Annotated in this window: 32 protein-coding genes, 1 tRNA gene and 1 pseudogene; 14 read left to right on the top strand and 20 right to left on the bottom strand. The window is 61.4% G+C overall.

The features are described 5' to 3' along the window. Window positions 1-53 precede the first annotated feature (53 nt). Entirely contained in the window at window positions 54-2,837 is a 2,784-nt protein-coding gene (locus tag DOM45_RS09240) for a bifunctional acetate--CoA ligase family protein/GNAT family N-acetyltransferase (protein WP_110599724.1), read from the bottom strand. A gap of 154 nt (window positions 2,838-2,991) precedes the next feature. Between DOM45_RS09240 and DOM45_RS09245 the strand changes: the two genes are divergently transcribed. From DOM45_RS09245 to DOM45_RS09265, 5 genes are all read left to right on the top strand, one after another. After that, window positions 2,992-3,927 carry a histone deacetylase family protein gene (locus DOM45_RS09245; protein ID WP_110599726.1) on the top strand — a complete coding sequence of 312 codons (936 nt, stop codon included), beginning with the start codon at window positions 2,992-2,994 and terminating at the stop codon, window positions 3,925-3,927. A 110-nt stretch (window positions 3,928-4,037) separates the two neighbouring features. Beyond that, entirely contained in the window at window positions 4,038-4,670 is a 633-nt protein-coding gene (locus tag DOM45_RS09250; RefSeq protein WP_110599728.1) for a helix-turn-helix domain-containing protein, read from the top strand. Window positions 4,671-4,732: 62 nt separating this feature from the next. Next, window positions 4,733-5,068 (top strand): DUF1244 domain-containing protein, encoded by a 336-nt coding sequence (locus tag DOM45_RS09255; RefSeq protein WP_110599730.1) that lies wholly within the window; start codon window positions 4,733-4,735, stop codon window positions 5,066-5,068. Further along, window positions 5,065-5,595: a molybdenum cofactor biosynthesis protein B gene (gene moaB / locus DOM45_RS09260; RefSeq protein WP_110599732.1), complete on the top strand. Its 531-nt coding sequence runs from the start codon at window positions 5,065-5,067 to the stop codon at window positions 5,593-5,595. Before DOM45_RS09255 ends, moaB begins: the two co-directional genes overlap by 4 nt. Continuing rightward, a complete protein-coding gene (locus tag DOM45_RS09265; protein ID WP_110599734.1) occupies window positions 5,588-6,790 on the top strand; it encodes a molybdopterin molybdotransferase MoeA in 1,203 nt (400 codons plus the stop codon). Before moaB ends, DOM45_RS09265 begins: the two co-directional genes overlap by 8 nt. Window positions 6,791-6,797: 7 nt before the next feature. Here the strand turns inward: DOM45_RS09265 and DOM45_RS09270 are convergent, their stop codons facing one another. From DOM45_RS09270 to DOM45_RS09295, 6 genes are all read right to left on the bottom strand, one after another. Then, entirely contained in the window at window positions 6,798-7,346 is a 549-nt protein-coding gene (locus DOM45_RS09270; RefSeq protein ID WP_110599736.1) for an acyl carrier protein phosphodiesterase, read from the bottom strand. Window positions 7,347-7,366: 20 nt separating this feature from the next. Continuing rightward, window positions 7,367-7,717 carry a TusE/DsrC/DsvC family sulfur relay protein gene (locus tag DOM45_RS09275; protein ID WP_110599739.1) on the bottom strand — a complete coding sequence of 117 codons (351 nt, stop codon included), beginning with the start codon at window positions 7,715-7,717 and terminating at the stop codon, window positions 7,367-7,369. Further along, a complete protein-coding gene (gene tusB, locus DOM45_RS09280; RefSeq protein WP_110599741.1) occupies window positions 7,717-8,007 on the bottom strand; it encodes a sulfurtransferase complex subunit TusB in 291 nt (96 codons plus the stop codon). The genes DOM45_RS09275 and tusB overlap by 1 nt, the downstream gene beginning before the upstream one ends. A gap of 16 nt (window positions 8,008-8,023) precedes the next feature. Continuing rightward, window positions 8,024-8,410, bottom strand: a complete 387-nt coding sequence (gene tusC / locus DOM45_RS09285; RefSeq protein WP_110599743.1) for a sulfurtransferase complex subunit TusC — start codon at window positions 8,408-8,410, stop codon at window positions 8,024-8,026. Continuing rightward, window positions 8,407-8,802 (bottom strand): sulfurtransferase complex subunit TusD, encoded by a 396-nt coding sequence (tusD, locus tag DOM45_RS09290; protein ID WP_110599745.1) that lies wholly within the window; start codon window positions 8,800-8,802, stop codon window positions 8,407-8,409. Before tusD ends, tusC begins: the two co-directional genes overlap by 4 nt. 114 nt (window positions 8,803-8,916) lie before the next feature. Continuing rightward, entirely contained in the window at window positions 8,917-9,588 is a 672-nt protein-coding gene (locus DOM45_RS09295; RefSeq protein ID WP_110599747.1) for a Bax inhibitor-1/YccA family protein, read from the bottom strand. Window positions 9,589-9,753: 165 nt separating this feature from the next. Here DOM45_RS09295 and DOM45_RS09300 point away from each other — a divergent pair. Continuing rightward, window positions 9,754-9,844, top strand: a tRNA-Ser gene (locus DOM45_RS09300). 60 nt (window positions 9,845-9,904) lie between these two features. Here the strand turns inward: DOM45_RS09300 and DOM45_RS09305 are convergent. Beyond that, window positions 9,905-10,999 (bottom strand): tyrosine-type recombinase/integrase, encoded by a 1,095-nt coding sequence (locus tag DOM45_RS09305; protein WP_110599749.1) that lies wholly within the window; start codon window positions 10,997-10,999, stop codon window positions 9,905-9,907. Window positions 11,000-11,400: 401 nt separating this feature from the next. On the opposite strand from DOM45_RS09305, the gene DOM45_RS20485 reads away from it, so the two are divergent. Then, entirely contained in the window at window positions 11,401-11,550 is a 150-nt protein-coding gene (locus tag DOM45_RS20485) for a putative hemolysin (RefSeq protein WP_205909425.1), read from the top strand. 3 nt (window positions 11,551-11,553) lie between these two features. On the opposite strand, the gene DOM45_RS09315 is transcribed toward DOM45_RS20485, so the two are convergent. Genes DOM45_RS09315 through DOM45_RS09335 form a run of 5 tightly spaced genes read right to left on the bottom strand, consistent with a single transcriptional unit; the run spans window position 11,554 to window position 14,297 of the window. Then, entirely contained in the window at window positions 11,554-11,769 is a 216-nt protein-coding gene (locus tag DOM45_RS09315) for a hypothetical protein (RefSeq protein ID WP_110599753.1), read from the bottom strand. Then, window positions 11,766-12,419 carry a J domain-containing protein gene (locus tag DOM45_RS09320; protein WP_110599755.1) on the bottom strand — a complete coding sequence of 218 codons (654 nt, stop codon included), beginning with the start codon at window positions 12,417-12,419 and terminating at the stop codon, window positions 11,766-11,768. The genes DOM45_RS09315 and DOM45_RS09320 overlap by 4 nt, the downstream gene beginning before the upstream one ends. After that, window positions 12,416-12,679, bottom strand: coding sequence for a hypothetical protein (locus tag DOM45_RS09325; RefSeq protein WP_110599757.1), 264 nt, complete (start codon window positions 12,677-12,679; stop codon window positions 12,416-12,418). Before DOM45_RS09325 ends, DOM45_RS09320 begins: the two co-directional genes overlap by 4 nt. Beyond that, window positions 12,676-13,365 carry a hypothetical protein gene (locus DOM45_RS09330; protein ID WP_110599759.1) on the bottom strand — a complete coding sequence of 230 codons (690 nt, stop codon included), beginning with the start codon at window positions 13,363-13,365 and terminating at the stop codon, window positions 12,676-12,678. Before DOM45_RS09330 ends, DOM45_RS09325 begins: the two co-directional genes overlap by 4 nt. Then, window positions 13,362-14,297 (bottom strand): recombination-associated protein RdgC, encoded by a 936-nt coding sequence (locus tag DOM45_RS09335; protein ID WP_110599761.1) that lies wholly within the window; start codon window positions 14,295-14,297, stop codon window positions 13,362-13,364. The genes DOM45_RS09330 and DOM45_RS09335 overlap by 4 nt, the downstream gene beginning before the upstream one ends. 92 nt (window positions 14,298-14,389) lie before the next feature. Here DOM45_RS09335 and DOM45_RS09340 point away from each other — a divergent pair, with 92 nt between their 5' ends. Next, entirely contained in the window at window positions 14,390-14,779 is a 390-nt protein-coding gene (locus DOM45_RS09340; protein ID WP_110599763.1) for a hypothetical protein, read from the top strand. Between the two features lie 9 nt (window positions 14,780-14,788). On the opposite strand, the gene DOM45_RS09345 is transcribed toward DOM45_RS09340, so the two are convergent. Continuing rightward, window positions 14,789-15,094 carry a hypothetical protein gene (locus tag DOM45_RS09345; RefSeq protein WP_110599765.1) on the bottom strand — a complete coding sequence of 102 codons (306 nt, stop codon included), beginning with the start codon at window positions 15,092-15,094 and terminating at the stop codon, window positions 14,789-14,791. Window positions 15,095-15,808: 714 nt separating this feature from the next. Here DOM45_RS09345 and DOM45_RS20000 point away from each other — a divergent pair. After that, entirely contained in the window at window positions 15,809-16,630 is an 822-nt protein-coding gene (locus DOM45_RS20000) for a hypothetical protein (RefSeq protein WP_157958381.1), read from the top strand. Window positions 16,631-16,815: 185 nt separating this feature from the next. On the opposite strand, the gene DOM45_RS09350 is transcribed toward DOM45_RS20000, so the two are convergent. The 4 genes from DOM45_RS09350 to DOM45_RS09365 are packed head-to-tail and all read right to left on the bottom strand — an operon-like array spanning window position 16,816 to window position 19,378. Beyond that, window positions 16,816-17,241 carry a hypothetical protein gene (locus DOM45_RS09350; RefSeq protein WP_110599767.1) on the bottom strand — a complete coding sequence of 142 codons (426 nt, stop codon included), beginning with the start codon at window positions 17,239-17,241 and terminating at the stop codon, window positions 16,816-16,818. A gap of 1 nt (window position 17,242) precedes the next feature. Then, the gene (locus tag DOM45_RS09355) at window positions 17,243-18,217 is read right to left on the bottom strand and encodes a hypothetical protein (protein WP_110599769.1); all 975 of its coding nucleotides are present in this window, start codon (window positions 18,215-18,217) and stop codon (window positions 17,243-17,245) included. Beyond that, a complete protein-coding gene (locus tag DOM45_RS09360; RefSeq protein ID WP_110599771.1) occupies window positions 18,210-19,031 on the bottom strand; it encodes a Rad52/Rad22 family DNA repair protein in 822 nt (273 codons plus the stop codon). The genes DOM45_RS09355 and DOM45_RS09360 overlap by 8 nt, the downstream gene beginning before the upstream one ends. Beyond that, on the bottom strand, window positions 19,028-19,378 hold the full coding sequence (locus DOM45_RS09365; RefSeq protein WP_110599773.1) for a hypothetical protein: 351 nt from the start codon (window positions 19,376-19,378) through the stop codon (window positions 19,028-19,030). The genes DOM45_RS09360 and DOM45_RS09365 overlap by 4 nt, the downstream gene beginning before the upstream one ends. A gap of 318 nt (window positions 19,379-19,696) precedes the next feature. On the opposite strand from DOM45_RS09365, the gene DOM45_RS09370 reads away from it, so the two are divergent. Then, a complete protein-coding gene (locus tag DOM45_RS09370) occupies window positions 19,697-19,987 on the top strand; it encodes a hypothetical protein (RefSeq protein ID WP_110599775.1) in 291 nt (96 codons plus the stop codon). Between the two features lie 838 nt (window positions 19,988-20,825). Here the strand turns inward: DOM45_RS09370 and DOM45_RS09375 are convergent. After that, on the bottom strand, window positions 20,826-21,083 hold the full coding sequence (locus DOM45_RS09375) for a hypothetical protein (RefSeq protein ID WP_110599777.1): 258 nt from the start codon (window positions 21,081-21,083) through the stop codon (window positions 20,826-20,828). Between the two features lie 468 nt (window positions 21,084-21,551). Next, on the bottom strand, window positions 21,552-22,244 hold the full coding sequence (locus tag DOM45_RS20295) for a LexA family protein (protein WP_110599779.1): 693 nt from the start codon (window positions 22,242-22,244) through the stop codon (window positions 21,552-21,554). Window positions 22,245-22,348: 104 nt separating this feature from the next. On the opposite strand from DOM45_RS20295, the gene DOM45_RS09385 reads away from it, so the two are divergent. From DOM45_RS09385 to DOM45_RS20300, 4 genes and pseudogenes are all read left to right on the top strand, one after another. Continuing rightward, entirely contained in the window at window positions 22,349-22,573 is a 225-nt protein-coding gene (locus DOM45_RS09385) for a helix-turn-helix domain-containing protein (protein WP_157958200.1), read from the top strand. Between the two features lie 32 nt (window positions 22,574-22,605). Further along, on the top strand, window positions 22,606-23,217 hold the full coding sequence (locus DOM45_RS09390) for a phage regulatory CII family protein (protein ID WP_162302611.1): 612 nt from the start codon (window positions 22,606-22,608) through the stop codon (window positions 23,215-23,217). Between the two features lie 62 nt (window positions 23,218-23,279). Further along, window positions 23,280-23,693, top strand: a complete 414-nt coding sequence (locus DOM45_RS20490) for a GIY-YIG nuclease family protein (RefSeq protein ID WP_110599785.1) — start codon at window positions 23,280-23,282, stop codon at window positions 23,691-23,693. Beyond that, window positions 23,690-24,040: pseudogene (locus DOM45_RS20300) on the top strand (replication protein); the annotation flags it as partial. The gene DOM45_RS20490 and the pseudogene DOM45_RS20300, both read left to right, overlap by 4 nt. Between the last annotated feature and the right edge of the window lie 8 nt (window positions 24,041-24,048).

Consider the following 24,048-nt stretch of genomic DNA (forward strand, 5'->3'; position numbering starts at 1 on the left):
TATCTTATAATTGAATGAGCGTTCAAACGGCTCCAGCCCCCCTCCTTCGTTGGTCAATCCATCGCCGCATCGAGACGATGACGTTGCCAGTCGCTCTGCGGCTCATTCAGTTTCAGCGTGGCTTCAACGGTGCCCTCCTCGACGTTGGTGCGCAGTTCGAACCCGAGCGAGGTCAGCAGCCGGCGCATCGGCAGGTTGTCGCTGAGGATCGTGCCCTCCATGACCAGCGTCCCCACCTGCCGACTGTAGTCGATCATCTTCCGCATCAATCGGCGCCCCAGGCCGCTGCCGTGGAGGTCGTCCCGAACGATGATCGAGAATTCGGTGCGGATGTTGTCGGAGTCGTTCCATACCCTCACTACCCCAAGCATCTCTTCCGAAGGTGAAGCAGTGCCAGCTGCCCCGCTCTGCTGCCCGCCAGCCTGCTCGACGCGCCGGACCGCAATGAACGCCATCTGGCGGTCATAGTTGATCTGGCTCAGCTGTGACAGCTCCCGGGGTGACAGTACGGCCTTGTGGTGGAAGTAGCGGTAACGGATGCTCTGCTCGGATAGGAAGGTATGGAAATGGGTGATCAGCGGGGCATCCTCGCCGCGGATCGGCCGGATCTCGATCTCCATGCCGTTCAATGTCACGGTTTCCCGCAACTGCTCCGGGTAAGGCATGATCGCCTGGGTCGACGCCGGCCCCAGGTCGAGCGCGAAGTCGACCGCCATCATCCCCTCGTGATTGAGCAGCAGCGGGTTGATCTCTAGCCCCTTGAGGCGCGGCAGATCCGAAGCCATCTGGGACAGCTTGACCAGCAGCCGGGCGACCCAGCCGACGGCGCTGTCCGGGTCCTCGCTGTGCTCCCGGATCAGGCGGCCCGCCCGGGTACGGTCCATCAGCTCCTCCGCCAGGCGCATGTTGAGCGGTGGCAGCGCCGTCTGGCGGTCGGCCATGACGTCGACCTTGTAGCCGCCCATGCCGAACACGATGACCGGGCCGAACTCCGCATCCCGCGTGATGCCAGCACAGAGCTGCAGCGACCCCTTGCCGCGCTGCATGGTCTGGAGGCAGTAGCTGTAGATGGGGCTGTTGGGCAGCGCCTCGCCAACACGCGCCTCCAGTCGTACGACGGCGTCCACGACGCTGCCCGGCTGCTCCAGATCCTGGACCAGCGAGGTGGCCTGCCGCCGCGACTCGCCCCAGTAACGAAACGGCTCGCAGTTGTCGCGGTGGACGATCTTGACGGCCCAAGGGCCCTGCAGTCGCTCGGTGGCCCGCTCCGCCTGCTCGAGATCGAACACGTACTCGCTGGGCGCACATTCGATGCCGTAGGCGGCCAGTACCTCACCGGTCTCCTGGTGCGTCAGCCGGTCTCGCCGGCGGTTCAGGGCGTCGTCGATAAGCGCATGGCAACGCTGCCGGCTTCCAGTACTGGAGTCGAACGGCAGCGAGGGAGGCGTCTCCTGCAGTAGATGCTGGACCTGGCGATAGCGCACCAGGTGGAGGAAGGCCCTGACGGCCTTTTCCGGCGACACGTAGCTGGGAATGCCGGCACGATTGCAGGCCGCACGGGCCTCTAGCGCCTCCTTCAGACCCATCCAGCTCACCAGCAGGCGGTGGCGGAAGCGCTGGCGCGCCTCGATCAGCATGTTGGCCGTGGCCAGCGATGGCGCCAGCCGCGTCGGCGCGTGAAGCACCAGAACCGCGTCGACATTGGGATCGCGGGCCACGATCTCCAGTGCACTCAGATAGTCTTCCGGGGTCGCCCTGCCGCCCAGGTCAACCGGGTTGCGCCCCGGTCTGCTGACATCCAGCCGGCGCTCCTTCAAGGCGTCGGCGGCCGTCTCACCGAGCTCTGCCAGCCGGCCCCCGCCATCGATCAACCTGTCGATCGCCAGCAGCGCCGGGCCCACGCCGTTCGAAACGATCGCCAGACGGTCGCCTTTCGGCGGCTTGAGCCGCGACAGCGTCTCCAGGGCATCGAACAGTTCGTCGGAATCACCGACCCGCACCACCCCGGCCCGGGCCAGCGCGGCATCGACGATGGCGTCTCGGCGATCGACCCCCGCAGTCGGCGACACCGGCCTGAGCGTCGCCTCGGCGGTACACCCGCTCTTGATCGCCAGCACCAGCCGGTTGCGCGACGATTCCCGCAGCGCCGTCATGAAGTGCCGTGCATTGCCGAAGGCTTCCAGGTGCAGCAGTAGCGCCCGGCAGCGACCGGACTGGTTCAGATAGTCGATGAGGTCGGGCAACTGCACGTCGAGGCTGTCGCCCAGCGTGACAAGATGGGAAAAACCCACCTCGCGACCGGCGGCCCAGTCGATCATCGCGTTCCCCAGCATCCCCGACTGGCCGAGGTAGGCGACGCTGCCATCGCCTATCGGCTGGCTGGCGTAGGTGGCATTGAGCTTCATGGAAGGCACGGCGACGCCCAGGCACTCCGGTCCGAGCACGCGCATGCCGGAGCGCAATGTCGCCCGTTCCAGTCGCGCGCGCAACGCCTTGCCGTCGCGGGAATCGTCTTCCAGCGACGCGCCACCCGAGACGATCAGCGCGGCCCTGACCTGCCGGCGTCCCAGCCGCTCCAGCACCGCCGGGACCCCGCTCAGCGGAGAGCAGACGATGGCGAGATCGGGGATCTCGGGAAGATCGGCGATGCGCCGGAAGCAGGTCACGCCATGAACCTCCTGGTATCCCCGGGGATTGATCGCCCATACCGGCCCCGCAAAGCCGGCCTGCAGCAGATTCTGCAGGACGATTCCCCCCATCGATTCCGGTTTGGGGGAGGCGCCGATCACCACCAGTGATCTCGGCGCGAAAAAACGGCGCAGGAATTGCGTGGCCACCGTGAACCTCACGACGTCGACAAGGATGCGTTCAACCCTACACGGTCACGTCATCGAGGTTCAGACCCTAGACCAAAGTCGAAGCGAGACAATGTGACTTGTTGCGCCGGCCTCGCCCAGAATGGAGCTACCTCGAACCGGCCGGCGAGTCTCAATGATCACCTCCTATCTCACCCACCCCGATATCGCGCTGCACGACATGGGCTCCCATCACCCGGAGTCTCCCATGCGGCTCGAGGCCATCCGCGCCAGGCTCATGCTCAGCGGGGTTCTGCAGCAGACGATGCAGTCGGAACCCGGCCCGGTATCGACGCTCCAGCTCGAGAGGGTGCACGCCCCAGATTACCTCAGCGCGCTCGATGTCCAGCAACCGCAAAGCGGCCTCCAGCAACTCGATAGCGACACCCGCATGGGGCCTTACTCGCTGGCTGCGGCATCGCTCGCGGCGGGCGCGGCGGTCCGCGGTGTCGATCTGGTCTGCGGCAACCGCGCCGACAACGTGTTCTGTGCCGTTCGGCCACCTGGCCATCACGCCGAGCGCGCGCTGGCGATGGGGTTCTGCTTCTACAACAACGTCGCCGTGGCGGCCGCCCATGCCAGGGCCGCCCATGGCATCGAGCGAATCGCCATCCTCGATTTCGATGTCCATCAGGGCAACGGTACGCTGGATATCTTTCACGACGATCCCGCGATACTGGTCTGCAGCAGTTACCAGGAAGCGTTCTACCCGTGGCGCTATCTGACCGGAGCGTGGCCCAACATCGTCAATACTCCCTTGCCTGCCGGTACCGGCAGCCTGGGGTTCAGGACCGCCGTCGAGCGGAACTGGCTGCCGGCGCTGGAGCGTCACCGGCCTCAACTGGTGCTTCTCTCCAGCGGCTTCGATGCTCACCGTGACGACCCGCTGGGCCAGTTGGCCCTCGGTCACGAGGATTTTCACTGGGTGACCACGCTCGCCATGGATGTCGCTCGCCGTCACGCCGGCGGCAAGCTGGTCTCGGTGCTGGAGGGTGGTTATCACCTCAAGACCTTGCCACTGAGCGTCGAGGCGCACCTGATCGCGCTGCTGGGTCACGCCTATTCGGTCTGAGGTAGCGGAGAGGTCGTTCTCGGCGCAGAGCCGCCGCCTCACGCTGTGATATTCTTGCACTCCGACACGAGACAACGACTCGACACTCCACGCTCCCGACAGAGAGTTTCATGGCCGCCAGTAACGATCAGGATGCCGCACTGCGAATCGCCGCCGGTCGCAAAGCCTTCGTCGAGCCCCTGCGTCTGGGCGAACGGCTCAAGGAGATACGGCTCTCGAACCAGTGGACATTGGGCGACGTCAGCACGCGTACCGGCCTGGCCCGATCGACGCTATCCAAGATCGAGAACGATCAGATCTCGCCGACGTTCACCGCGGTCCAGAAGCTGATTACCGGCTTGGGCATCGATCTCCCCCAACTACTCAAGCCGACCAAACCCAGGCGCCAGTCCAGCGGCCGACGCGATCTCACCCCGCGTGGCGACGGCAAGCGCCACCCCACTCCCACTTATGAGCACGAGCTGCTCTCATGCCAGTTGGCGCAGAAGCGCATGATCCCGTTCAAGACCATCGTGCGAGCGCGTCACTTCGAGGAGTTCCAGGAGTGGGTCCGCCACGACGGCGAAGAGTTTCTGATGATTCTCGAAGGGGAGATTCTGATCTATTCGGAACTCTACGAACCCTTGGCGATGGCAGCCGGCGATTCGCTCTATTTCGACAGCGACATGGGCCACGCCCTGGTCTCCACCAGTCCGAACGATGCCGTGGTGCTCTCGGTCTGCACGCCCGGCGATAACGACTGACCGAGACGGCACGAACGTCCGACCCTGACTGCCACTCATCCTCCACGACAGGAGCTCCTGCTATGCACCACCTCGATGAGCAGACCCGCACCGAACTGGAAGCGGCCGCCTTTCGTCGGCTGCTTCGCCATCTGGACGCGAACAAGGACGTCCAGAACATCGACCTGATGATCCTGGCGGATTTCTGCCGCAACTGTCTCTCCAAGTGGCTGGTCAGCGCGGCCGAGACGCGGGGCGCCGAGCTGGATTATGAAACGGCGCGCGAGTACGTCTATGGCATGCCCTACGCCGAATGGAAGGCGCATCATCAGGCACCGGCGACCGACGAGCAGCTCGCCGCGCTGGAAGCACGTCAGGCACGCAAGGCCGGCGCCGACGGCAGTCGGGAGGAAGCATGAGCGACTCGGCCATGATTCCGCTGTCGATCGCGGTACTGACGATATCGGACACCCGGGACGAAGCCAGCGATCGCTCCGGGCAGACCCTCGTCGGCCGCCTCGAAGCGGCAGGCCATCGCCTTGCCGAGAAACGCATCGTACCTGACGACGTCTATCGGATTCGGGCCGTGGTCGCGGGCTGGATCGCCGATGATGGCGTGCAGGTCGTGCTGACGACCGGCGGCACCGGCTTCACCGGCCGGGACTCCACGCCCGAGGCCGTCGCCCCGCTGCTCGACAAGCGCATCGAAGGCTTCGGTGAGCTGTTCCGGCAGCTCTCGTTCGAGGAGATCGGCAGCTCGACCGTACAGAGCCGCTGCCTGGGCGGGCTATCCAACGCGACCGTGATCTTCTGCCTGCCGGGGTCGACCGGTGCCTGCCGCACCGGCTGGGATCGGATTCTCCAGGAGCAGTTGGATAGCCGTCACCGACCCTGCAACTTCGCCAATCTGGTGATCCCGGGAAGAGGCACGCAGGATCATGGCTGACAGAAATCAGGGTGAACTCCAGAGCGTCGAACGTGCCCTAGAAGCGCTGCTCGAGGGCGTCTCGCGGCTCGAGGGCGAGCGCATCGCCTGCCCGGACGCCGACGGCCGGGTGCTGGTGGACGATGTGCGGGCCGCCATCGATGTACCGCCGGCAGATAACAGTGCCATGGATGGATTCGCGCTGGCCAGCGCGGACAGTGGCAGGCAACTGCCGATCTCCCAACGCATTCCCGCCGGCCAGCCAGCGCAGCCGCTGACGCCCGGCACCTGCGCGCGGATCTTCACCGGCAGCGAGATACCGACCGGGGCCGACTGCGTGGCGATCCAGGAAAATGTCGAAGTGGTCGGGGATACCGCGATCGTTCCGGTGACCCAGGCTGGACAAAACGTGAGACGTCGTGGGCTGGACGTGACCATGGGGCAGCCGCTGCTCGGCGCCGGCACGCGCCTGGGCGCGGCCGCGCTGGGGCTGCTCGCTGGCCAGGGTTGCACGACGGTCGATGTGGTCAGGCGGCCGAGAGTGGCACTGCTGCTCACCGGCGACGAGATCGTCGAGCCCGGCCAGCCCCTGTCACGCGGACAGATCTACAATAGCAACGGCCCGATGCTGGCCACGCTGATCCGACGCTTCGGTGGCGAGCTGGTCAGCCAGGTCCGGGTTGCCGACGATTCCGGCACCACCCTGGCACGCCTGGAGGAAGCCGCGGCCGTTGCCGATGTCATCGTGACCACGGGCGGTGTCAGCGTCGGCGAGGAAGATCACGTCAAGCCGGCGCTGGAACGTCTCGGAACGCTCTCGCTGTGGCGACTGGCGATGCGACCGGGCAAGCCACTGGCGCTGGGGACGATCGGCTCCACGCGCCTTGTAGGGCTGCCCGGCAACCCGGTATCGAGCTATGTCGGCGCCTGGCTCTACCTGCGGCCACTGCTGGGCAGACTCCAGGGCTGCTCCGACCAGGAGTCGCTTCCGGTGATCAGCGCCGAGGCCCAGTTCGAGACCCGTACCCAGGGTCGACGTCACTACATGCGCGCCAATCTCGAGTTTCACGGTGAGCGCATCCTTGCCACGCCCTACCCCGAACAGAGCTCGGCGGTCCTGACCTCCTGCGCCGAGACGAATGCCTTTGCCGTCATCCCGGCCGACAGCCATATTCGTCCCGGTGATCGGGTCGACTGTCTGTGGCTGCAGGGCTAGGGCCGGGTTAATCGCGGAAGCGCTGCTGCATGTCGGGCCAGAGCGCGACGAAAGCGGCCTCGAGACTGGCGTACTCGTCGCGCAACCAGGGCGTCAACGCGGCGAGTTGATTGGGACCGCGCAGCCGCTGGCCGATGCCGGCGATGGCACGGCAAGTGAAGTCGAAGTCGGCGTAGCGCTGCAGCCAGTTGCCATCGATCATCGCCGGCACCAGGCCCTCGAGCCGCGAGGGCGCCGGCCGTGCTCCGAGCACCCGATAGCAGCGCTCGACCAGCCTGGCGTCCGGGTGACGGCTGGCCAGGAAGTGGTCCCAGACCAGGTCCAGCGCAATTCCGGCAAAACGCCGCTGGGCCTGCGGCGCCATTCGCAGCAGGTGCAGTACCTCCGCATGACGATCGATGGCGGCATCCACCTGGCGATGGTGACGGATGCCCGCGGCCACGGCCGGCGGCCATGACGCCAGATGCGCGCCCTTGATCCCGTCGGCAACCAGGTTGCCATAGAGGAAGTCGTCGCTGCCTTGACGTGAGAGCCAGGCGTGGGCAAGAAAGTTCATGGCGGGAATCGTTGGTGATCCTAGAGGCAGTTGGTCGGCTTGGGCAGCCCGGCCAGGCGGGCACCGACCTTGGCCGGGCTGTCGGGGAACAGCCGCATCAGATAGATCGAGTTGCCCTTCTCTTCACCCAGGGCCTGTTTCACCGCCTTGACCAGCGGGCGCATGGCTGGCGCCGCCTCGAAGCGCTGGTAGAAATCACGCAGCACTCCGATGATCTCCCAATGGGCGGGCGTCAGCTCGCGTCCCTCGTCCGCGGCCAACGCTTCGGCGACGCGTTCCGACCAGTCGTCGAGCGAGACCAGGTAGCCCTCGGGATCGAGAGCGACGGGATGCCCCTCCACCATCAAGGTTCTTGCCGTCCTGGTCGCCATCAGAACCAGCTCACGCAGCGTTCGTGGGTCTCCGTCAGCGCCAGGAAGCCGTTCATGTCGACGATTTCGACGGAAGGATCGACCCGCTCGGCCAGCCCTCGGGCAACCAGATCCTCCTGGAGCACGGATACCCGCCCGCCAAAGGGTTCGAGCGCAGCGCCGGCCGAAGGCTGCGCCGCGTAGCAGGCATCCTCGATCAGCAGCAGGTGGTCGTCCGCGCCGAAAGCTTCGCTCAAATCCTGGTAGGTGGCGGTCGATCGAGGGGAGCGGTTGAGCAGATGCAGCATCATGAGCGTCGTTCCGAGCCTAGAAAATCAGGGTATGGGGGTGGCACTGAAGGAGTTCCACCATGGCGCTGGCTTCCAAGGGTACCACCGGCAACATCAGGTCGTCCGTCGAGAGACCGCGCTCGCGCAGCCCCCTGGCGCTGACCCACAGCGTATCGATGTCGTACATCTCCAGCATGGCGAGCTGCGGATGGGTGCCCTTCTGGCCCAGGGCGCCGGCCTGTTGCCCCTTCAACAGCGCGTAGATGCCATCTCCCTGGAACAGCAGACCGACGCGCTGGCCGAACGCCGCCGCAACCAGCGCCACATCCAGACCTTCGCGCAGCCATTGGGTGCCGTGGGGTGGGTGGCGCAGCACCACCAGCAGATCCTGCGGCACGGGGCGGGAGCCAGAAACGTCGATCATGGCGCGAAGGTGATCATTCGATCACTGGTCAGCATGGCATCGACCAGTTGGCCGACCCCCGTCAACTCGAAGGGCGCTTCGAGGCTATGCGACATCGCACCATGGCGGCTGGCTTCGCCGACGTCCAGCAGCCCGCGGCGCAATCCGGCTGCCACGCAGACCAGCAGTTCCGTGCCATGCTCGCGGTGAAGCCGTTTCCAGCCATCGGCCAGGTGGACCTCGTCCTGCGGTGGCGCCATCAGGGCCGAAGCGTTATGGACGCCATCGTGATAGAAAAAGACCGTTTTCATTCGGTGACCGTTCGCCACGACGGTATCGGCGAAGCGTAACGCCGACAACGCCGCCTGATGACTGTAAGGCGCGGCATGTAGCAGTAATGCGTAATTGAGCATGACGACCGATGATTCCGTGCAAGCTGCCGGGAGAAGTCTGGCATGCTCATGGTATCAAACGGCGAGGCCCCACCGTAGTGGGGCCTCGTTTGCGTCGATACCACGCCAAGGAGATCAGTCGCGAGACATGACACCCAGGATCGACAGCAGACTGATGAATAGATTGTAGATCGAGACGTAGAGCGTGACGGTTGCCAGGATATAGTTGGTCTCCCCGGCGCGATTCACGATCTCGCTGGTCTGGTACAGAATCGCCGCCGACGAGAACAGCACGAAACCGGCGGAGACTGCCAGCGCCAGGCCCGGGATGTTGAAGATCAGCGCAGCGACCATGGCCAGTACCAGCACGATGGCGCCCGCCATCATGAAGTTACCCAGGAAGCTGAAGTCCTTGCGCGTGATCAGCGCCACGGCCGACAGCCCCAGGAAGGTGGCCGCGGTCATGCCCAGCGCCGTCATCACCAGCTGCGCGCCGTTGGGAATCGACAGGTAGAGGTCGATGATCGGCCCCAGCGTGAAACCCATGAAACCGGTGAAGGCGAAGATCGCCGCGATGCCGGCACCGGAGTTGGCGGTCTTGTGGACCAGGAACATCAGGCCATAGGCACCGATGAAGAACACGAAGATGTTGAGCTGCGTGACGCCCATCGCCATGGCGACGCCGGCGGTCACGGCGGAGAATAGCAGTGTCATGGCCAGCAACATGTAGGTGTTGCGCAACACCTTGTTGGTGCTGACCGCACTCGATCGGCGATCGGTGATGTCGTGCGACGTTCGATAATCCATTTGTCGTCCCCTCAGTTCTGTTGAAACTCACCCGTAGACCAGAATGCCCTTGCAAAGTTCCCCTGACAAGCGTTATACGCTCACCGCAAAGCGAAATAACTCCTTGAAAGCTAAAGAACCTATTGACGCGCCCCAATAAGCTGGTAGTATTCCCCGCCGTAAGCCGGAGGGATGGCAGAGCGGTTGAATGCACCGGTCTTGAAAACCGGCGTAGGTTAATAGCCTACCCAGGGTTCGAATCCCTGTCCCTCCGCCACCTTACATTCGAAAGCCCCGACAGCCTCATCGCTGCGGGGCTTTTTCGTTTCTGACCGTGTCAAATCGCCCTCTTCTTCCTCCCAATCAGAGACTCGATAGCATGCACCGGTCTTTCGGTGTGACTGGATTGTGATTGGAGTTTGGCGACTGCGTCCCTGGCTCGATGCGGCGCAAGGTGAGCGTACTTCTCGGTCATCGTAATCGTTGAGTGCCCCAGTACGTCCTTCACATCTGCCAACGGCACGCCCTCCGATACCATCCATGATGCCGCGGTGTGTCGTAGATCATGAATCCGGAAATCTCTGATCGGCACCGCCCGGCATGCGGCCTGGAAGATGTTTCGGGGATTCATGTACCGGCTGCCATCTCGCTTACTGAATACCCATGGCGTACCCGGGCAGTGCCTGGCGATCCACGAAGCTCTCCGCTTCAGGCACCTCACGGCGACGTCGTTAAGCGGCACGGTTCGTCGTTTCGCCGACTTGTTGTCCTCTGATTCCAGTGTGATCAGATTGTGATTGAAGTCGACCCGGCGCCACTCCAGCTTGAGCAGCTCGTTCTTCCGGCATCCGGTGTTCAGTGAGAGTTCGATGAAGTCGCGCAAGCGATCTCCCTCCCTCATCTCTACCGCCTTCTGCATCAACCTTGCCGCCTCGGCGCGCGTGATCCAGCGAACGCGCCCTTCTGGCTCCCGAAGCATCCGCCCCCGTACTGGATTGGGCAGCTTCCATTCCAGATGGACAATCGCGTGATTGATCATAGCGGCGAGAATCGACAGCTCGCGGTTGATCGTCGAGTCAGTCACACCGTGGCCGCGCCGCCAGTCGATGAAGCCGCGAACGTCCTTGCCGCAGAGACCATTCATTGAGAAGCCCCCGAAATGGTCATAGAGCTTCCCGACTCGCAGCTTGATGTCCGGAAGCGACCGCTTGTTGGCCGAGGCCAGCAGAAACTCTGCCGCGACCTCCTCAAACGGATGCTCCGGTTCTTCTCCCCATGCAGATTGTCTAAAGAGCTGCGCACGCCACTGCCCTTCCAGGGCGTCGGCCTCGCGCTTATCTACCGTCCGAGTAGAACGTCTAATCGGTTTCCCCCCTGCTGGAGGGGTGATGCTGACCCACCAGTAAGGCGATCCCGGTCGTTTGTATGGCATGTCATCCTTCTCCCTTCTGACACGCCGGGCGCACCGGTATGTTGTGATTCCGGTGCATCGGCGTCAATCTGCTCCCGTAGCTGTCCCAGATGAACCATCCGGCGCGATCCCAGCCATACCCAGGGAATTGATCCGTCATCCATTCGCCGGCTCACTGTGCTTCGATCACAGCCGAGCAGCTTTGCCGCCTGGGTAGCGCTTGCGAGCCATTGCTCCATTTAATCCTCCAGGCACAAAAAAACCGGCAAGCGCCGGCAGGTTGAATATTCAAAGGTGGGTCGTGTTTACTCTCTACTGATCCAAGCTTGTAAGGCCCGCTTCCCATGCGAATCCCGTATCTCTTGCTACTCCCAATCGCGCTTGGCGCATGCTCCGCACAACAGGAAGAGCCCAAGGCAGGAATGCCAAACCCTGCGTCGGCCTACTGTGAAAAACAGGGCGGATCGCTTGAGATTCAGCAGACGGCAGACGGCGCAATCGGCATGTGCACGCTGCCGGATGGCACCCAGGTCGAGGAGTGGGATCTGTACCGACGAGCCCATGCGGGATAAGCCTCACTCCTTCCGCGGTCGCCCGCGCGGCCCAATCGGCTTCTCGGTAGCGATGCGTATCGCGTCGTCGCGGCTATGGCCGGCTTTTTGGAGTAGGTGAACACGGCTCTTGAGCGTGCCCAGCGCCATGCCGTGTCGGTGAGCAATAGCCCGCAGGCTGTTCGGGTTTTGCTCATGGTGCTTCCGGCCGACTGGCCGGTCGTATTTACCGATCTTCATTGCTCCCTCCCCAGCTCTGCCTCCGCCTGGCGCCACGCCTCTTGCACTGCGTGGAAAGCGTCGGCACTTCCGCCGCGATCCGGGTGGGTCTCGCGCAGCTTTCGGCGATACGCTGCCTGCACTTTTGTCAGGTGCTGGCTGTCGGTGTCGAGAACCGTGCGCCAGTGCGGTCGCCCCATCGCCTCCGGGCTTGCCAACTGCGCGAACCCGGTAAACGCCGCGCGCATCAGGCCAGCGTCGTGTCGCTCGATGGTGCGCAGCGACTCGATCACGTCTGCGATGGCCGCCAGGTTGTCGGCGATCCTGGTATAGACGTCGCAAGGGATGCACTGCTGCTGGCCGTCCAGTTCAAAATAGACCGCGGCGCCCGGGTCTTTCGGCTCACGCTGGCCAGAGCGCGGCAATCCGTCATTCCGAAGCGCCAAGTCTGAGCTGATAATGATAGTGTCCGGCGGCACCCGGTAGGGATGGCCTGCCCGGGTGTATCGATCCAGGGCAGAAAGCACGCGGGTTCGGCCCTCGGCCAGTGTCAGCTCCTTGAGGCCCCAGCCGTTCGAATTACGCTTTCCAAAGCGGCCGGGCTTGCGGTCGCTCGGTAGCGTTCGAGGCTTGCCCGGCGGCCAGCAGAGCGGCGAGGCGGTGATGGTCATGAATTGCCTCCCAAGCTATTCAGGATTCGGTCGACTTCTCCAACGGCTATCTGGGCCGCGGCATAGTCAGCAGCGATTGCCTTGTGCATTCCTCCTTCTATCGACCGATTCGCCTTCTGATACAGCCCGGCGTGGCGCATGCAGCCATCGAACAGTTCACCTCTCGATTTACGGAACAGGGCCGCCGAGCTGTCTTCCAACACGCAAACGCCGGCGATGGCCGGCGCGAATTGGTTGGTGTAGGTGGTCGTGGTGGTCATGCGGTCACCTCGCTCGGCTCGGCTACGCGGAACTCGACGACCCAGGCCCAGGGGTTGGCAGCCCAACTGCCGGTGCCGTTGATGGATTCCCAAAGCTCCTTGAATGCGTGGCGAGGGTCTGAGTATCTGACTTGAGCGTCAGGGGCGGAGCGGTATGCCATGTCGTCGAGATAGAATTCAGACACTCGCCAGTCATAGCGCTCTGCGAATAGACCCTCGCGACAAGCATCAACTTTGCTGATCTCCTGCAGCCGTTCGACGCGGACGGTGCTGACATCGAGCAAGATGCGCGATGCATGTCGAGGCATGAACAGTGAGGGGCGTTTGTGCCAAGCTGGCGATACTCCGAACCGAGTGCCGATCGGTACGGGCTGCTTGAACTGGTAGCTCTTGCCGCATTCCAGCGTCATATCGATGAAGTGCCAAGCGTCACGCCCTTTCTTCGCGTCGAATTGGGTTTCCCAGCGCCCCCATGCCCAGTGTGATTCTTTGACGTAGAGCCGGTCGCCGGGCTGGCCGTAGGGGCACGCCATCGCAGCGTTCGGGTCTTCGATGTGCCATTGTTTTCCCGCGCGTTGCACGCGGCCGGCGGCGTTTATCTTCACCGCCCGCCGCGTCTGCGTCTTCCTCCCCTCGAGCAAGGCTCGGACCATATCGCCGCTGAATAGAATCGGTCGTTCTTTCATGGCGTCATCTCCGTCGATGCGTGCGGCTCGGCCTCGCCACCCAGCCACTCGATCAGCATGGCGACCATCTTCGACATTGCGTCACTCCACAGCGCGAAGTCCGTTTCGAGCCGGATGGCGGGATCGTCGCCGTCATCCGCCTGGCTGGCTTCATCCAGCAGCGCGTCGTCGAACTGCAGTCCTTTGATGCTCAGATCGTCGTGAAGCTGGAACCGGGCCAGCCCCTCGATGCCGATGCCCATCTTTGCCGCCAGGCGACCGTTCTCGAGCAGCGACTGCATTTCCTCGCTGTCGAGATCGACCGACTTGGCTCGCAGTACGCCGTCGTCCTCCGCGGCGCGCAGCTCCACCTGATCGCCCAGTAGCAGACTGACCGGCCGGCTGCCCGGATCACTCAGCCATTGCGTCATGCCGCGCGAGGGCGGCGTCTTGGTTGCCAACGGCGTCACTTTCAGCGAGCCCAGCGACTGACGCAGCAGATCCAGGGCTTCTTCTGCCGCTTGCCGGCTGCCGGCATTGATACCGATGATGCGGTTTGCGGTGTTCCACCAGACGTCGATACGCTTGGTGCGGGTGAAGGCCTGGGGTAGCAGCTCTTCCAGCACCTGCTCTTTGAGCAACTGGCGCTCGCGGCGGGACAAGGGCTGGCCCTCGGCGGCTTCACGGGCTTCCGCTCGCTCGGCGACCTCCTCATTGATCACCGCCGCGGGCAGTAGGCGCTCCTGCTTGAGCATCGTGATAAGGATGTGCCGCTGGATCTCATGGGAAAGCGCTTCGCTCCGTTTGCCGGCCGGCGGTGCCCAGCCGACTCGGCGGGCTTCTCGTGGCGACACAGAGCGGAACCGGAATTCGGCGAGTGTCTCATCGAAAGCGACGGTGTCGGGGGTATCCTGGCCGCTGACGAGGTAGAGGTAAAAAGCTTTGGGGAACATGGCAAAACTCCGATCGTTGAAGATGTCGCCATCTCATTGGCGGTTTATGTTGCGGGTCCGTAATATGCGGATATGGAACTAGGAGGACTGTGATGAAGGGCATGGGAAAAAAATTGGTAATAGCTGTCTTTGCCTTAACGGCGTCGAGCTCATCGGTTTTTGCAGCCGGGATGGAATGCAATCGAGCGAATATGGATAAGCAAATAAACGAAAGCTCCGACCTGATAGTCGCCTACATGGAAAATTCTCCAGACGAATATGAAGTCAGGCAGGACATAAAGGCGCTAATGCGGGCCTACGAAGATAGAGATGGCTATGTGGACACGACCGACGAGTTCACTAAATTGCTTGACGATCCCGAGCGGCAGCCCACCCAACTGGCATGTGATCAAGTTGAAGATGTCTACGAGATTTACCAGCAATACATCAAGGCAGAAGGCCAAACTCGTGATATCGAAAAGCTCTTCGAGGGTGATAGTTAAAGACGGCGGTTAAGCGCTTGCAAACATGTTGCGCTGTCGCTGCGCTCTCACAACACGCGGCGAGAGCCAGAGGCATTCGGTTCGACTAACGTTGCCACGCTGGCCAGAAGCTGACACCTCTTTTTGAACCAGCGACCAGCCGGTGAGTATGTCGCGGTAGATCTCGCTGTCGTAGCCGGACAGCATCACGAAACCGCCGAGCATCTGAAGGGTGGCGAGCAGCTCCTTGTGGGCGGTCTCACCCATCTCGTGTCGGTAGACCATCCGATGGCCCTTCTGGCGGGTCGACGTAATGCAGCGCACGGTGCCGGTCATGGTGTCGCATCACGTTTAGCGCCGGACGGTTCTCGATCACTACCCCTACAGTCTGTCGATGTAGTTGGCGATGACTCGGGGAAAGTCGATCCAAGTGCCAGCGATTCAACCCTTGGGCCCATCCTCGCCGGTGTAGGTTCGAAATCCGTTTGAACCTGCAGCCGCCGATGCCGACCCGAACCCGGCGGAGGCTCTGAATAGCGTGCGGCGGGGCGTTCCGCTGGCTCCGCAGTGGGCTGATAGGCCAGCTCGAACTTGGCCCAGGCATAGGGTGTCAGCCGGCAGGCCTTAGCGAGCTGCTGCGCGTGCCAGGAATCTCGCAGCACGCTGAAAACGTTCCCCACGTCCTCGTCGATGTCATTATAAACCTCGTGCTTTGACGCCGGCATTTGCAGCAGCACCCCGGCGACCCGCCGTAGACCTCGAACTCGGGTGCCGGCGGGAACTGCGACATGATCCAGCGCACCATCATCCACTTGCCGCCGTGTTAGCGCATGACTGATGCGTCCATGACATCCGTCCTATTTAATACTAACGATAGGGATACGGCTCAGTTGAGGATGCTGATTCCTAACCTCACCTGAAGTTTGCTTGACTATGAGGGCCAAAAAGACCCATCACTGCTTTATAGTGTTGCTTGGTACAATACCTTCTCGCGAGGTATGATGATAATCTGGCTTTTCTGGTCAGGTTTGTTTTTTAGGAAGCGAGCGGATGAGATTATTAGGTTTTGATTGGACGATTTCAGACATGATTCAGGCCGTTTCAGCGGTTTTGTCTCTTATAACGCTGCTGGCTATTTTTATATCTCTCCGCATAGCCAATGATCAGGCAAAACAGTCTGTTATGCCTCTGCTGTTGCCAGTCAAGCAAAGCTTTACATTGTTTTACTCCAAGAAGTTTCACCCATACATTGGGGTAATGCCATTTGTCGATCGTGAGCCAGATTTCGAAGAAGGGCAAATGCTCCATTTGAGTATGGGGCTTAGTAACTTGGGGGTCGGGGCAGCAACGTCGATTAAGATAGAGTGGGAAAGTCCTGGGTTTCAACTAAAAGAAGCGGCGCAACACTTAAGTAGCGGAGCCGGTTATACAATTGAAGCTGGAAGTACTTTTTTAAGCTTGGAAGGCTTGGGTGGTAATAGATCAGTTTTCCTGTCTCGAACAGGGAGAGAGTACGTGGATGAGTTGACTCCGCAGAATCACTCTGCTTCGCAAGAGCAAAGACATATCAATGTACCTGCCGAGATATTGTTGGTGGCGTTGAGTGATTTTCAGAAAATGCTTGGTGATGAAATTCGAGTTCACAACATACAACCCAGGCGTTATCGCCTCAATATAAGCTGCAAGGATTTGTCAAGCAGGTCTGTTAAAAAACGCTATTTTGTTACGCCAAAGTTTTCTACAGCAAGTCTTAGCTCCGAGAAGAGCATCTTTTGCGGAAGTCTAGAAGTAGAGCCAGCGACAGCTCTATCTCATATTCGTCATTTCATTTCAAAAATTAAGCTGCGCCTTCGTCTCGCTATGCGAACGTAGTTGACACCCGCTTATACGGGCGGTATTTCGTCGTTGCGGGCATGTTACATTTCGCCGGACTGACCCAGTTCCACACTACACCTTTTGTTTGCCCCGTTCACTACGCCACGATCCCCCACGGGCCTAGTGTTGGTGTGTCAGATGCTGCGGGTGTTACACGCCACCGCCCGCTGGGCGTCGATGAATCAGGCGGCGGCGAGCTTGCGGCGGCGCTGCACGCGCTCACCGACGGCGACTCGCATGCGCGTGCCGTTGCGGCGGGCGCGCTCGCGGATGTTGTGGGGCATGGCCGCGATGCGGCGGTAGATCACCGACTTGTGGACGGGGTGTCCAAGCGCGGTGAGCTTTTCGGCTATCTGGCGTGGCGTCATCAACTCGCACTCGAGCATGTCGACGATCTTGCGATCCAGCTTTGACCAGTCTGGCGATCGCCAATGTCGGCGGCACGACGAGACGCCAATTCGCTGTGCGGCGCCTCGGACGCTCTTCACGCTTCTTCCCAGCTCGGCGGCGATGCTGGCGTACTGCCGGTTGTCACGCATGATCGCGACCTCAACCAGGTCGTACTCCGCCCGCGTCCACGGGCGGTAGTTCTCGCGGGGCTTGGCCATGTCACTCTCCCGAGTCGAAAGCGACATGGCGGACAGTGCCGTCGAAGATCGCCTGAACCGCAGTTTCGGCCGACTGCCAATCGAGCCCGGCATCGATGAGATCTGCGCGAGCGGCTTCCCAGTTCGACTGGCTGCCACTCGCCGCCGTGGCAGCCCATTCCTCTTCGTCAGCCCAGGATGTTTCGGCCCCTGTCCGTTCGTCCTGACCGATGGCGGGTTCTTGAGGCCAGGGTGCAGTTGGAGTCGGCTCGGGCGTAGAGTCAGGCTCCTTGCGCGAGGCCTGTGCTTCCCGCTCGGCCTTGAAGCGGCGCAGCTCTTCCAGCTCGGCGCGTTCTGCCTCTTGGCGTGCTTCCGCCTCGCGCAGCCGGCGACGTTCGGCGTCGACGGCAGCCTGCTCGGCGGCGAGCTGCTCGCGCTGCACCGCGGCATCATGCATGGCGCTGATCGCGTCGATGACCCGGGCTCGCTCGTCTTCCGCCTCCTGAGTCACGTCGAAATAGTCGCCGGTGTCGATACCCTGCGCCTGGTCGTAAAGCTCTGCCAGGGCGGAAGAGTCCAGCCCTTGGGCGGTGTCGAGATAGCTGGTGATCTCTCGCGCGATTCGAGCGCGTAGCCGAGCAATGCGCTCTTCCTTCTTGCGCTGCTCGGCTTCGTCGACAGTCTGCTTCGCGTCGCGGTGCGGCTGCTCGAGCTTCTCGATCTCAGCGATGAGCGATTTACCGTAGCTATTCACACGCTCGATGAATTCGCGGTGCGGCTTCGTGATCGCCAGCCGCGCCTTGTCGGTACCAGTGCGGTAGCCGGTCAGCTCCTTGATCGAGGCCTTGCCGGCTTTGTAGCCCTCGGCGGTCGTGTAATCCGGCACGTTGCCATGCTTGGCACGCAGCTCGGCAAGTGCCTTGTCCACGCGCGTCAGCTCGATCAACTCGTTGCCATAGGGCTCCTGCTGTTCCATTTTTTCGGCGGTATCAGCCATGGTTGCTCTCCTGTGGTTGCTGTTCTGTCTGCGCCTGCCTTTCTGCCTGCTTGGCGCTTGTCACGCGCTCGATGCCCTGTTGCATAGCGTCCTGAAGCTGCTTGCGGGCAACGCTGGTGGTCGCATCGTCCAGCCGCGCAATACTGGCCCGGTCGGATAACTGGTTGAGCGCCTTGTCGCCGGCGAGCTGGATGCTGCGGGGGTGCGGCAACTGGTGCTGGAGCATCTTTCGCTGACTCTCGAGCCAGCCCTTGAACTCCTGGCGGAGACGATCAAGCTCGGCGTCGAGGTTGTCGGACTTCGCCAGTCGCTCTTCGGTGCGCCTAGCGGCGACGTAACCCTGGTCGTCGTAGAGGCCGCTGAAGATGTCGGCAGAAAAGCCGAGCAGCGATAGGCACTTCTTCATGGCGTCTGACGTGGATTTCTTCGGCGCTTCGCCGTCAGTCATCCACGTGCCCTTGTTGGTGCGGTAGACGGCGCGGGTGTGGCCATACTGCTCGACCTCGCCGCGCTCGCCGCTGAGCTTGTACCAGAGCTTCATGCGGATCGTGTGCGTCAGCTCATGGCCGATTACCGCGCCCTGCGTGTCGGTGACGGGGGCGCCCTGGTCGAACCTCTCTTCGTCGATGCTGTAGCCCCAGCCGATCCCCATTGGCCCGAATTCCTTCGTGGCCATCTGGATCATGTGGATGGTGTCGATCGACGTGATCTTCTGCCCGCCGACAGTCGCTTCTTTAGTCGCCGACTCGGGCGTCGTCTTCACGCGCTCCCACAGCGCCATGTGGTCGGCGCCTCGCTCGTTGGTATGCGTCACGCTGCTTCCTCCCCGCCGCGTTCAATGACACGCCTGGCATGCTCCCGGCACATCTCAACAATCTCGTCGTACGCCAGCCGCTTGAGTCGGCCGACGAGGCGCTCTTGCTCTTCCCGCTCGAAGTCGTTGCCAACCTCGAGCAGACCGAGGTCGACAACGGCGTAGATCAGCTCCTCAGCGTCTCGCATCCGGCTAGCCGCCTCGCCGCGGTTGCAGTTCATGAATCCGTCGCCGCTGCGCAGCATGTCGATCAGGTCATCTGTCTGCCGGCCTAACGCAAGGTCATACCGCGCTCGGTCGTCCACGCGGCGCTCGTAGTCCGTCAGGTCTCGTTCGACTGTGCTCATGACACCCTCCAAATTTCGAGTAGTGGCTGTTCACCAAAACGTTTGCGCTGCAGGCGGCGCTTGAATCGCGTGAGCCGAGACTCTGGGGCGCGATCTGATAGGCCCAGCCGACGCCGGGCAATGTCTGCGGTTCTGGTCATAGCTGGACCTCTGGAATAAAAAAGCCCGACGGATGCCGGGCAAGGGAGCCGCTGGATCGCGGCACGCAGGGGATTGACGCGGTGACAGACCAACGTTTTATTGGCACCACAGTAATGAGATGGGAAGTTAGAAAACGCCCGGAGAGGCGTTACAACATCACTACGCAGGGGAACAAACATGAAGAAACTATTGCTCGCCATGCTCACCAGCATGGTCATGGCGGTGACGGCTTATGCCGCCGCCCCCGCCGTCGAGACTCAGGAAGCGCGGACATTCACCCAAGAGGTTGCGTTCGAGGGGGAGTGCCCGGCGGTGACCCCTAAGTTTTCAGCGCTGACCGCAGAAGACGGCCAATTGCTGGCCCAGGGATGCTGCAAGGTCTGCCGCAAGGGTAAAGCCTGCGGCAATAGCTGCATCAGCCGGAACTATACGTGCCATCAGCCCGAGGGCTGCGCATGTGACGGATGACCCATCACCCGAGACGGCTCTCTAGGCGATAGCCGTTTCGGGTGCCGCTGTATTCCGGCCCAGCGGCAGGCACTTAGCCGCACTACGCAGCGGACTCTTCTTGCTCATTGCCGAGACTGGAGATGTAGGACATCTTGTCCTCGTAGGTGCCTCCATGAAGAACGACTCGGCCTTCTGGATCGCGTATTATTCGGATGTTCCCGTTTACTGAACGCCTGGGCTTTCTCTCAATCGAATAGCCGAGACGATCCCAATGCCAGTTGGGACTACCTGGTTTTGCTTCCACCGCGTTCTCCTCGCTGCAGCTGTCATTCGTGAAGGGTGGCCGGTACTGAACTCTTCCGGCATAGCTGGCTGTGACCTCCCCAGCTCACGGTATCCACGGCGTGCACACCGCTTCGTTTCCTCCGCTGCGCATCAGCCTGCGCATTCACCCTTCCGAATGCCCACTCATCGAATGGGCAAGCTACCGGTATTTCGACAGCCCCGGTCGGCGTACTCCCCTCGGCCCTCGCGCTCTCCACGCTACGTGCTGTTGGGGCTACCTGGTTTTTAAAGAGCGGGGCCGTCCGGGCCGGTGCTGCTGGTCGCTGTCCGTTGCGTCCATATCTAGGTACATCTCCGTACCTCTTGGAACCTATTAAAGTACCTTTTAGGTACATCGTCAACCGTAAAGAAGAACTTTTTTGGTACATTTTAAACCGAAGATGACTAAGTCCCTGAATGGGCTATCGATTCACCTCGAAAAAACCCACCCAGGGCGGATCGGTAGGAGGGATCAGGGGGCTTGACAAAGAAAAACCCACCGGGTGGCGGGCTTAGTGATGATTGGCTCTGGCTATGCGTTGCCTGTGGCCTGAAGGATGGGAGCCAAATACTGCTGAACCATCCACCACGCGGCACCCACCACAGTACCAATGACTCCGAGAAGACCAAGCGTGATGACAGTCAGTCCTATGAAAGCGGACTTCCAAGTGACGAACGTGTCGAGCTTCGCATCTATCACGTCGAAGCGACTCTCGATGCGAGCCAGCGTTACTTTGATTTCGCTTACATCGCTCTCAAGGTTACCAACACGTCGCTCGATGTCACTCATGGGCGGTTCGCCTCCGGTGCTGGAGCCGCTGCCTGCCGATGAAGATCCATTACCAGCTGTGCCACGGCCCGAAAACTGCAATACATTACTCATTGTTGGCCTCTTTGCGAAGCTTTTCAACCCAACGTATCACCATGTCACCCTGGAACATCCATATATATGAACACCTTGGGCAGCTCGCAGAGAAGAACGCCTTGGACGTTCCGCGCAGATCCGCAGGCGCTAGCGTTGGCATGCTGGAAAGGTGAGCCGCGCCATCTGCTGAGTCAGCCGCCATAACAGGAGGGTCGTCGTAACCGCATATTGGGCAGCGGACATTGAGAACGTGGCTGAGAAAAAATTTACCCAGCTCGCCGCCCGTCACATCGACCTGTGACGAATCCTGTAGTTCGCGTTTGTTAGATTCGACCATGCTTGATCAATTTCTCCCCTACACCGCCCCGCCGCGCCACACGACGTGGCCGACGATCATCCCGCCTTTGGCGTCCGCATCCACATGGTGGCGACCACCACGCCGATGATCTGGCAGTTGCCGTTGATCTTGACCCACTGCTCCGGCCAGCTCGGGTTGCGGGCCTTGAGCATCTTGCCGCCGCCCGGCTCCTCGACGTACTGCTTGAACGTCGCCTCGTTCGACTCGGTCAGCACTGCCACAACGTCATCGCCATCGAAAGGAACCACCTCGGGGTCGACGTAGATTATCAGGTTGGGCTCGTAGCGCGGGGCCATCGACTGCCCTTTAACGCGCAGCGCGAAAGTCCGGTCGGAGCACCCCGGCGGCCGCGGCACCATCTCGTCACTGACAGCCTCGACGTTACAGACTTCAGTCCACGCCCCCGCCTGTACCCAAGAGATGACCGGCACATACCCATCCATGCGCGGCGCGGGCGCAACATTCGACTCAAACTGCGCAGGGTGATGAGCAACGTTCGAGTCGCCGCGGCCGGAATGATCGGTGTCTAGCCAGCCTTTCGGCTTATCGAAGCATTCCTCAATGTGCCTGGCCAGCCGGTCCCCGATGTTCTTGGTCGGGTTTCTGCCCATGAACCGCGATGCCTGGGTCGGCTCACGGTCGATGCGCGAGGCAAAACTACCAGTTCCGCCAACTTGATCAGCTAACGTTCTGGCGTTCTCAAGGCGAATTTCTGAGATCTCTTTCATGAGCTCTATTTGAGCCCACTTGTACTTATTAGGTACAGAACCTTGACGGTACATTTGGAGTGGATGACAATGTACCTCGGAGGTACCTAACGATGCCTGAATCAATGAACGACTCCCTTAAGCAGTACTGGCAATCCATGTCGCCCGAAAAGCGCGACGTAGTGGCGGCCAAGGCCGAAACCACTACTGCCTACCTGCGGCAAGTCTTGGCCTGTGGACGCACACCTGGCGCAGCCATGGCCAAGAGCATCGAGGTTGCTACGGATGGCGAGGTTTCCCGGCGAATGCTGCGCCCGGATCTGTATGCCGACCTGCAGCCCGCCGCCTAACCACGAATCCAGATTACCCAAAGGTCTACACCATGCCCATGTCTGACCTGAGACACCCCAGCCGTGACGCCTTGTTGCGTGATGCCCTGGGCCAACTTCGCGAACAGCGCGGCGTAAGCGTCGAGAAGTTTGCTCGCACGCTGAACGCCATAGCCCATGCCACCTGCCCGGCGAAGACGGCTGACCTGCCATGTCTCGACTCGTTCACGACCATCGACGAGCAGTACGACCACGCGGTCATGAGCTGGAACAAGCGCGTTCAGCGCTGGGCTACCGGCGCCGTCGAGTTCCCTGCGTGGCTTGAGGAGCCATGGGCGACAGCGCTTGAAGAATTGGGTGACGAGGAGACCCGAATCGCCCTTGCCCGCCGCCACGGATTCATGGGCGTCCGCCGCCCAGCCGTTGGCGATGCCCCTGCCTGCGCATTCGCTGCGCTGGGATCGGTAGGCCGAGAGACCGGCGATGTCATGGGCATTGTGAGCGAGATGCTGCAGGACGGCGTGCTTGACGAGCGAGATCGTAAGTACGGCGAGCAGGCGTTGACGGATATCGACGATGCCGTGGCGGCACTGATGAGCATGCGCGCTCTGATCGAGCAGAACGTGATGCGGAAGAAGCCCGACCTGAAAGCGGTCAGTCAATAACGAAAAAGCCCCGGGAGGCGACCAACCAACCCCGGGGCTTTCTTACAACCAGTGGGGATATTATGGCTAGCGAATATGGATTTGTCTACGTGCTCTACAGCCCCTCGATGCCCGGGGTTTACAAGGTAGGCATGACAACGCGCTCTCCGAACCAGAGAGCGCAAGAACTTTCTCGCGCGACTGGCGTGCCTGAAGACTACGAGGTCGTGTTTTATGCAGAGTTCGCCCGCCCCTCTGAGCATGAGTCGCGAGTTCATTGCTCTCTTGGGCAGTATCGAGTCAATCAAGTGCGCGAATTCTTCCGATGCCCATTGAACCTGATCATGCGGGCTATCGAAGGAGACGGTGAGTTCTTGTCGAGCTACGACAGCGATCTAGCAATTGAAGCACGAAACCCTGGAAGCATCTTCCCGCATAGCCCGCTTTCCTTCGAATCCTGTTTGCACTCAGAAGGCCCTGGGAGGTGGATCCAGTGAGCAATCTGGCCCGAATTTCAGACCACGATCGCTTTGAGGCTCGGCCAATACCCGAACTTGAGAGCAAGGGGGCGCAGTTGGAAGACGGATATGTCCGTACTGCCAACGCTATCGTCGAGGCGCTTTGCAAGGCACCCCTGACGAGCAGAGAGGCCCGCATCGTTCGAGCAGTAGAACGAGCCACCTTTGGATGGGATCGCCCTTCTGCGCGCCTCTCTCAAAGCGTACTGGCGAAGATGACCGGCCTGACACCCAAGCGTTGCAGCGAATCAGTGAACGCTCTGCTGGCGAAGAAAGTCCTTCGCCGTGAAGGTGGATCTCAGGTGCCGATTGGTATTAATACCCGTGTCTCGGA

The sequence above is a fragment of the Salinicola lusitanus genome (genome assembly GCF_003206045.1).
Taxonomy (GTDB): Bacteria; Pseudomonadota; Gammaproteobacteria; order Pseudomonadales; family Halomonadaceae; genus Salinicola; species Salinicola lusitanus.

Coding starts and splice junctions, on each gene's coding strand:
- DOM45_RS09325 (WP_110599757.1), bottom strand. CDS start 12,679: ATGACCACCACGACCACCTACACCAACCAATTCGCGCCGGCCATCGCC.
- DOM45_RS20000 (WP_157958381.1), top strand. CDS start 15,809: ATGAGATTATTAGGTTTTGATTGGACGATTTCAGACATGATTCAGGCC.
- DOM45_RS09270 (WP_110599736.1), bottom strand. CDS start 7,346: ATGAACTTTCTTGCCCACGCCTGGCTCTCACGTCAAGGCAGCGACGAC.
- DOM45_RS09390 (WP_162302611.1), top strand. CDS start 22,606: ATGCCCATGTCTGACCTGAGACACCCCAGCCGTGACGCCTTGTTGCGT.
- tusB (WP_110599741.1), bottom strand. CDS start 8,007: ATGATGCTGCATCTGCTCAACCGCTCCCCTCGATCGACCGCCACCTAC.
- DOM45_RS20485 (WP_205909425.1), top strand. CDS start 11,401: ATGCCAAACCCTGCGTCGGCCTACTGTGAAAAACAGGGCGGATCGCTT.
- DOM45_RS09255 (WP_110599730.1), top strand. CDS start 4,733: ATGCACCACCTCGATGAGCAGACCCGCACCGAACTGGAAGCGGCCGCC.
- DOM45_RS09350 (WP_110599767.1), bottom strand. CDS start 17,241: ATGGCCAAGCCCCGCGAGAACTACCGCCCGTGGACGCGGGCGGAGTAC.
- DOM45_RS09295 (WP_110599747.1), bottom strand. CDS start 9,588: ATGGATTATCGAACGTCGCACGACATCACCGATCGCCGATCGAGTGCG.
- DOM45_RS09355 (WP_110599769.1), bottom strand. CDS start 18,217: ATGGCTGATACCGCCGAAAAAATGGAACAGCAGGAGCCCTATGGCAAC.
- DOM45_RS09265 (WP_110599734.1), top strand. CDS start 5,588: ATGGCTGACAGAAATCAGGGTGAACTCCAGAGCGTCGAACGTGCCCTA.
- DOM45_RS09320 (WP_110599755.1), bottom strand. CDS start 12,419: ATGACCATCACCGCCTCGCCGCTCTGCTGGCCGCCGGGCAAGCCTCGA.
- tusD (WP_110599745.1), bottom strand. CDS start 8,802: ATGCTCAATTACGCATTACTGCTACATGCCGCGCCTTACAGTCATCAG.
- DOM45_RS09385 (WP_157958200.1), top strand. CDS start 22,349: ATGAACGACTCCCTTAAGCAGTACTGGCAATCCATGTCGCCCGAAAAG.
- DOM45_RS09250 (WP_110599728.1), top strand. CDS start 4,038: ATGGCCGCCAGTAACGATCAGGATGCCGCACTGCGAATCGCCGCCGGT.
- DOM45_RS09340 (WP_110599763.1), top strand. CDS start 14,390: ATGAAGGGCATGGGAAAAAAATTGGTAATAGCTGTCTTTGCCTTAACG.
- DOM45_RS09275 (WP_110599739.1), bottom strand. CDS start 7,717: ATGGCGACCAGGACGGCAAGAACCTTGATGGTGGAGGGGCATCCCGTC.
- DOM45_RS09375 (WP_110599777.1), bottom strand. CDS start 21,083: ATGAGTGACATCGAGCGACGTGTTGGTAACCTTGAGAGCGATGTAAGC.
- DOM45_RS09245 (WP_110599726.1), top strand. CDS start 2,992: ATGATCACCTCCTATCTCACCCACCCCGATATCGCGCTGCACGACATG.
- DOM45_RS09305 (WP_110599749.1), bottom strand. CDS start 10,999: ATGCCATACAAACGACCGGGATCGCCTTACTGGTGGGTCAGCATCACC.
- DOM45_RS09315 (WP_110599753.1), bottom strand. CDS start 11,769: ATGAAGATCGGTAAATACGACCGGCCAGTCGGCCGGAAGCACCATGAG.
- DOM45_RS20490 (WP_110599785.1), top strand. CDS start 23,280: ATGGCTAGCGAATATGGATTTGTCTACGTGCTCTACAGCCCCTCGATG.
- DOM45_RS09345 (WP_110599765.1), bottom strand. CDS start 15,094: ATGACCGGCACCGTGCGCTGCATTACGTCGACCCGCCAGAAGGGCCAT.
- DOM45_RS09365 (WP_110599773.1), bottom strand. CDS start 19,378: ATGAGCACAGTCGAACGAGACCTGACGGACTACGAGCGCCGCGTGGAC.
- DOM45_RS09370 (WP_110599775.1), top strand. CDS start 19,697: ATGAAGAAACTATTGCTCGCCATGCTCACCAGCATGGTCATGGCGGTG.
- moaB (WP_110599732.1), top strand. CDS start 5,065: ATGAGCGACTCGGCCATGATTCCGCTGTCGATCGCGGTACTGACGATA.
- DOM45_RS20295 (WP_110599779.1), bottom strand. CDS start 22,244: ATGAAAGAGATCTCAGAAATTCGCCTTGAGAACGCCAGAACGTTAGCT.
- DOM45_RS09335 (WP_110599761.1), bottom strand. CDS start 14,297: ATGTTCCCCAAAGCTTTTTACCTCTACCTCGTCAGCGGCCAGGATACC.
- tusC (WP_110599743.1), bottom strand. CDS start 8,410: ATGATCGACGTTTCTGGCTCCCGCCCCGTGCCGCAGGATCTGCTGGTG.
- DOM45_RS09330 (WP_110599759.1), bottom strand. CDS start 13,365: ATGAAAGAACGACCGATTCTATTCAGCGGCGATATGGTCCGAGCCTTG.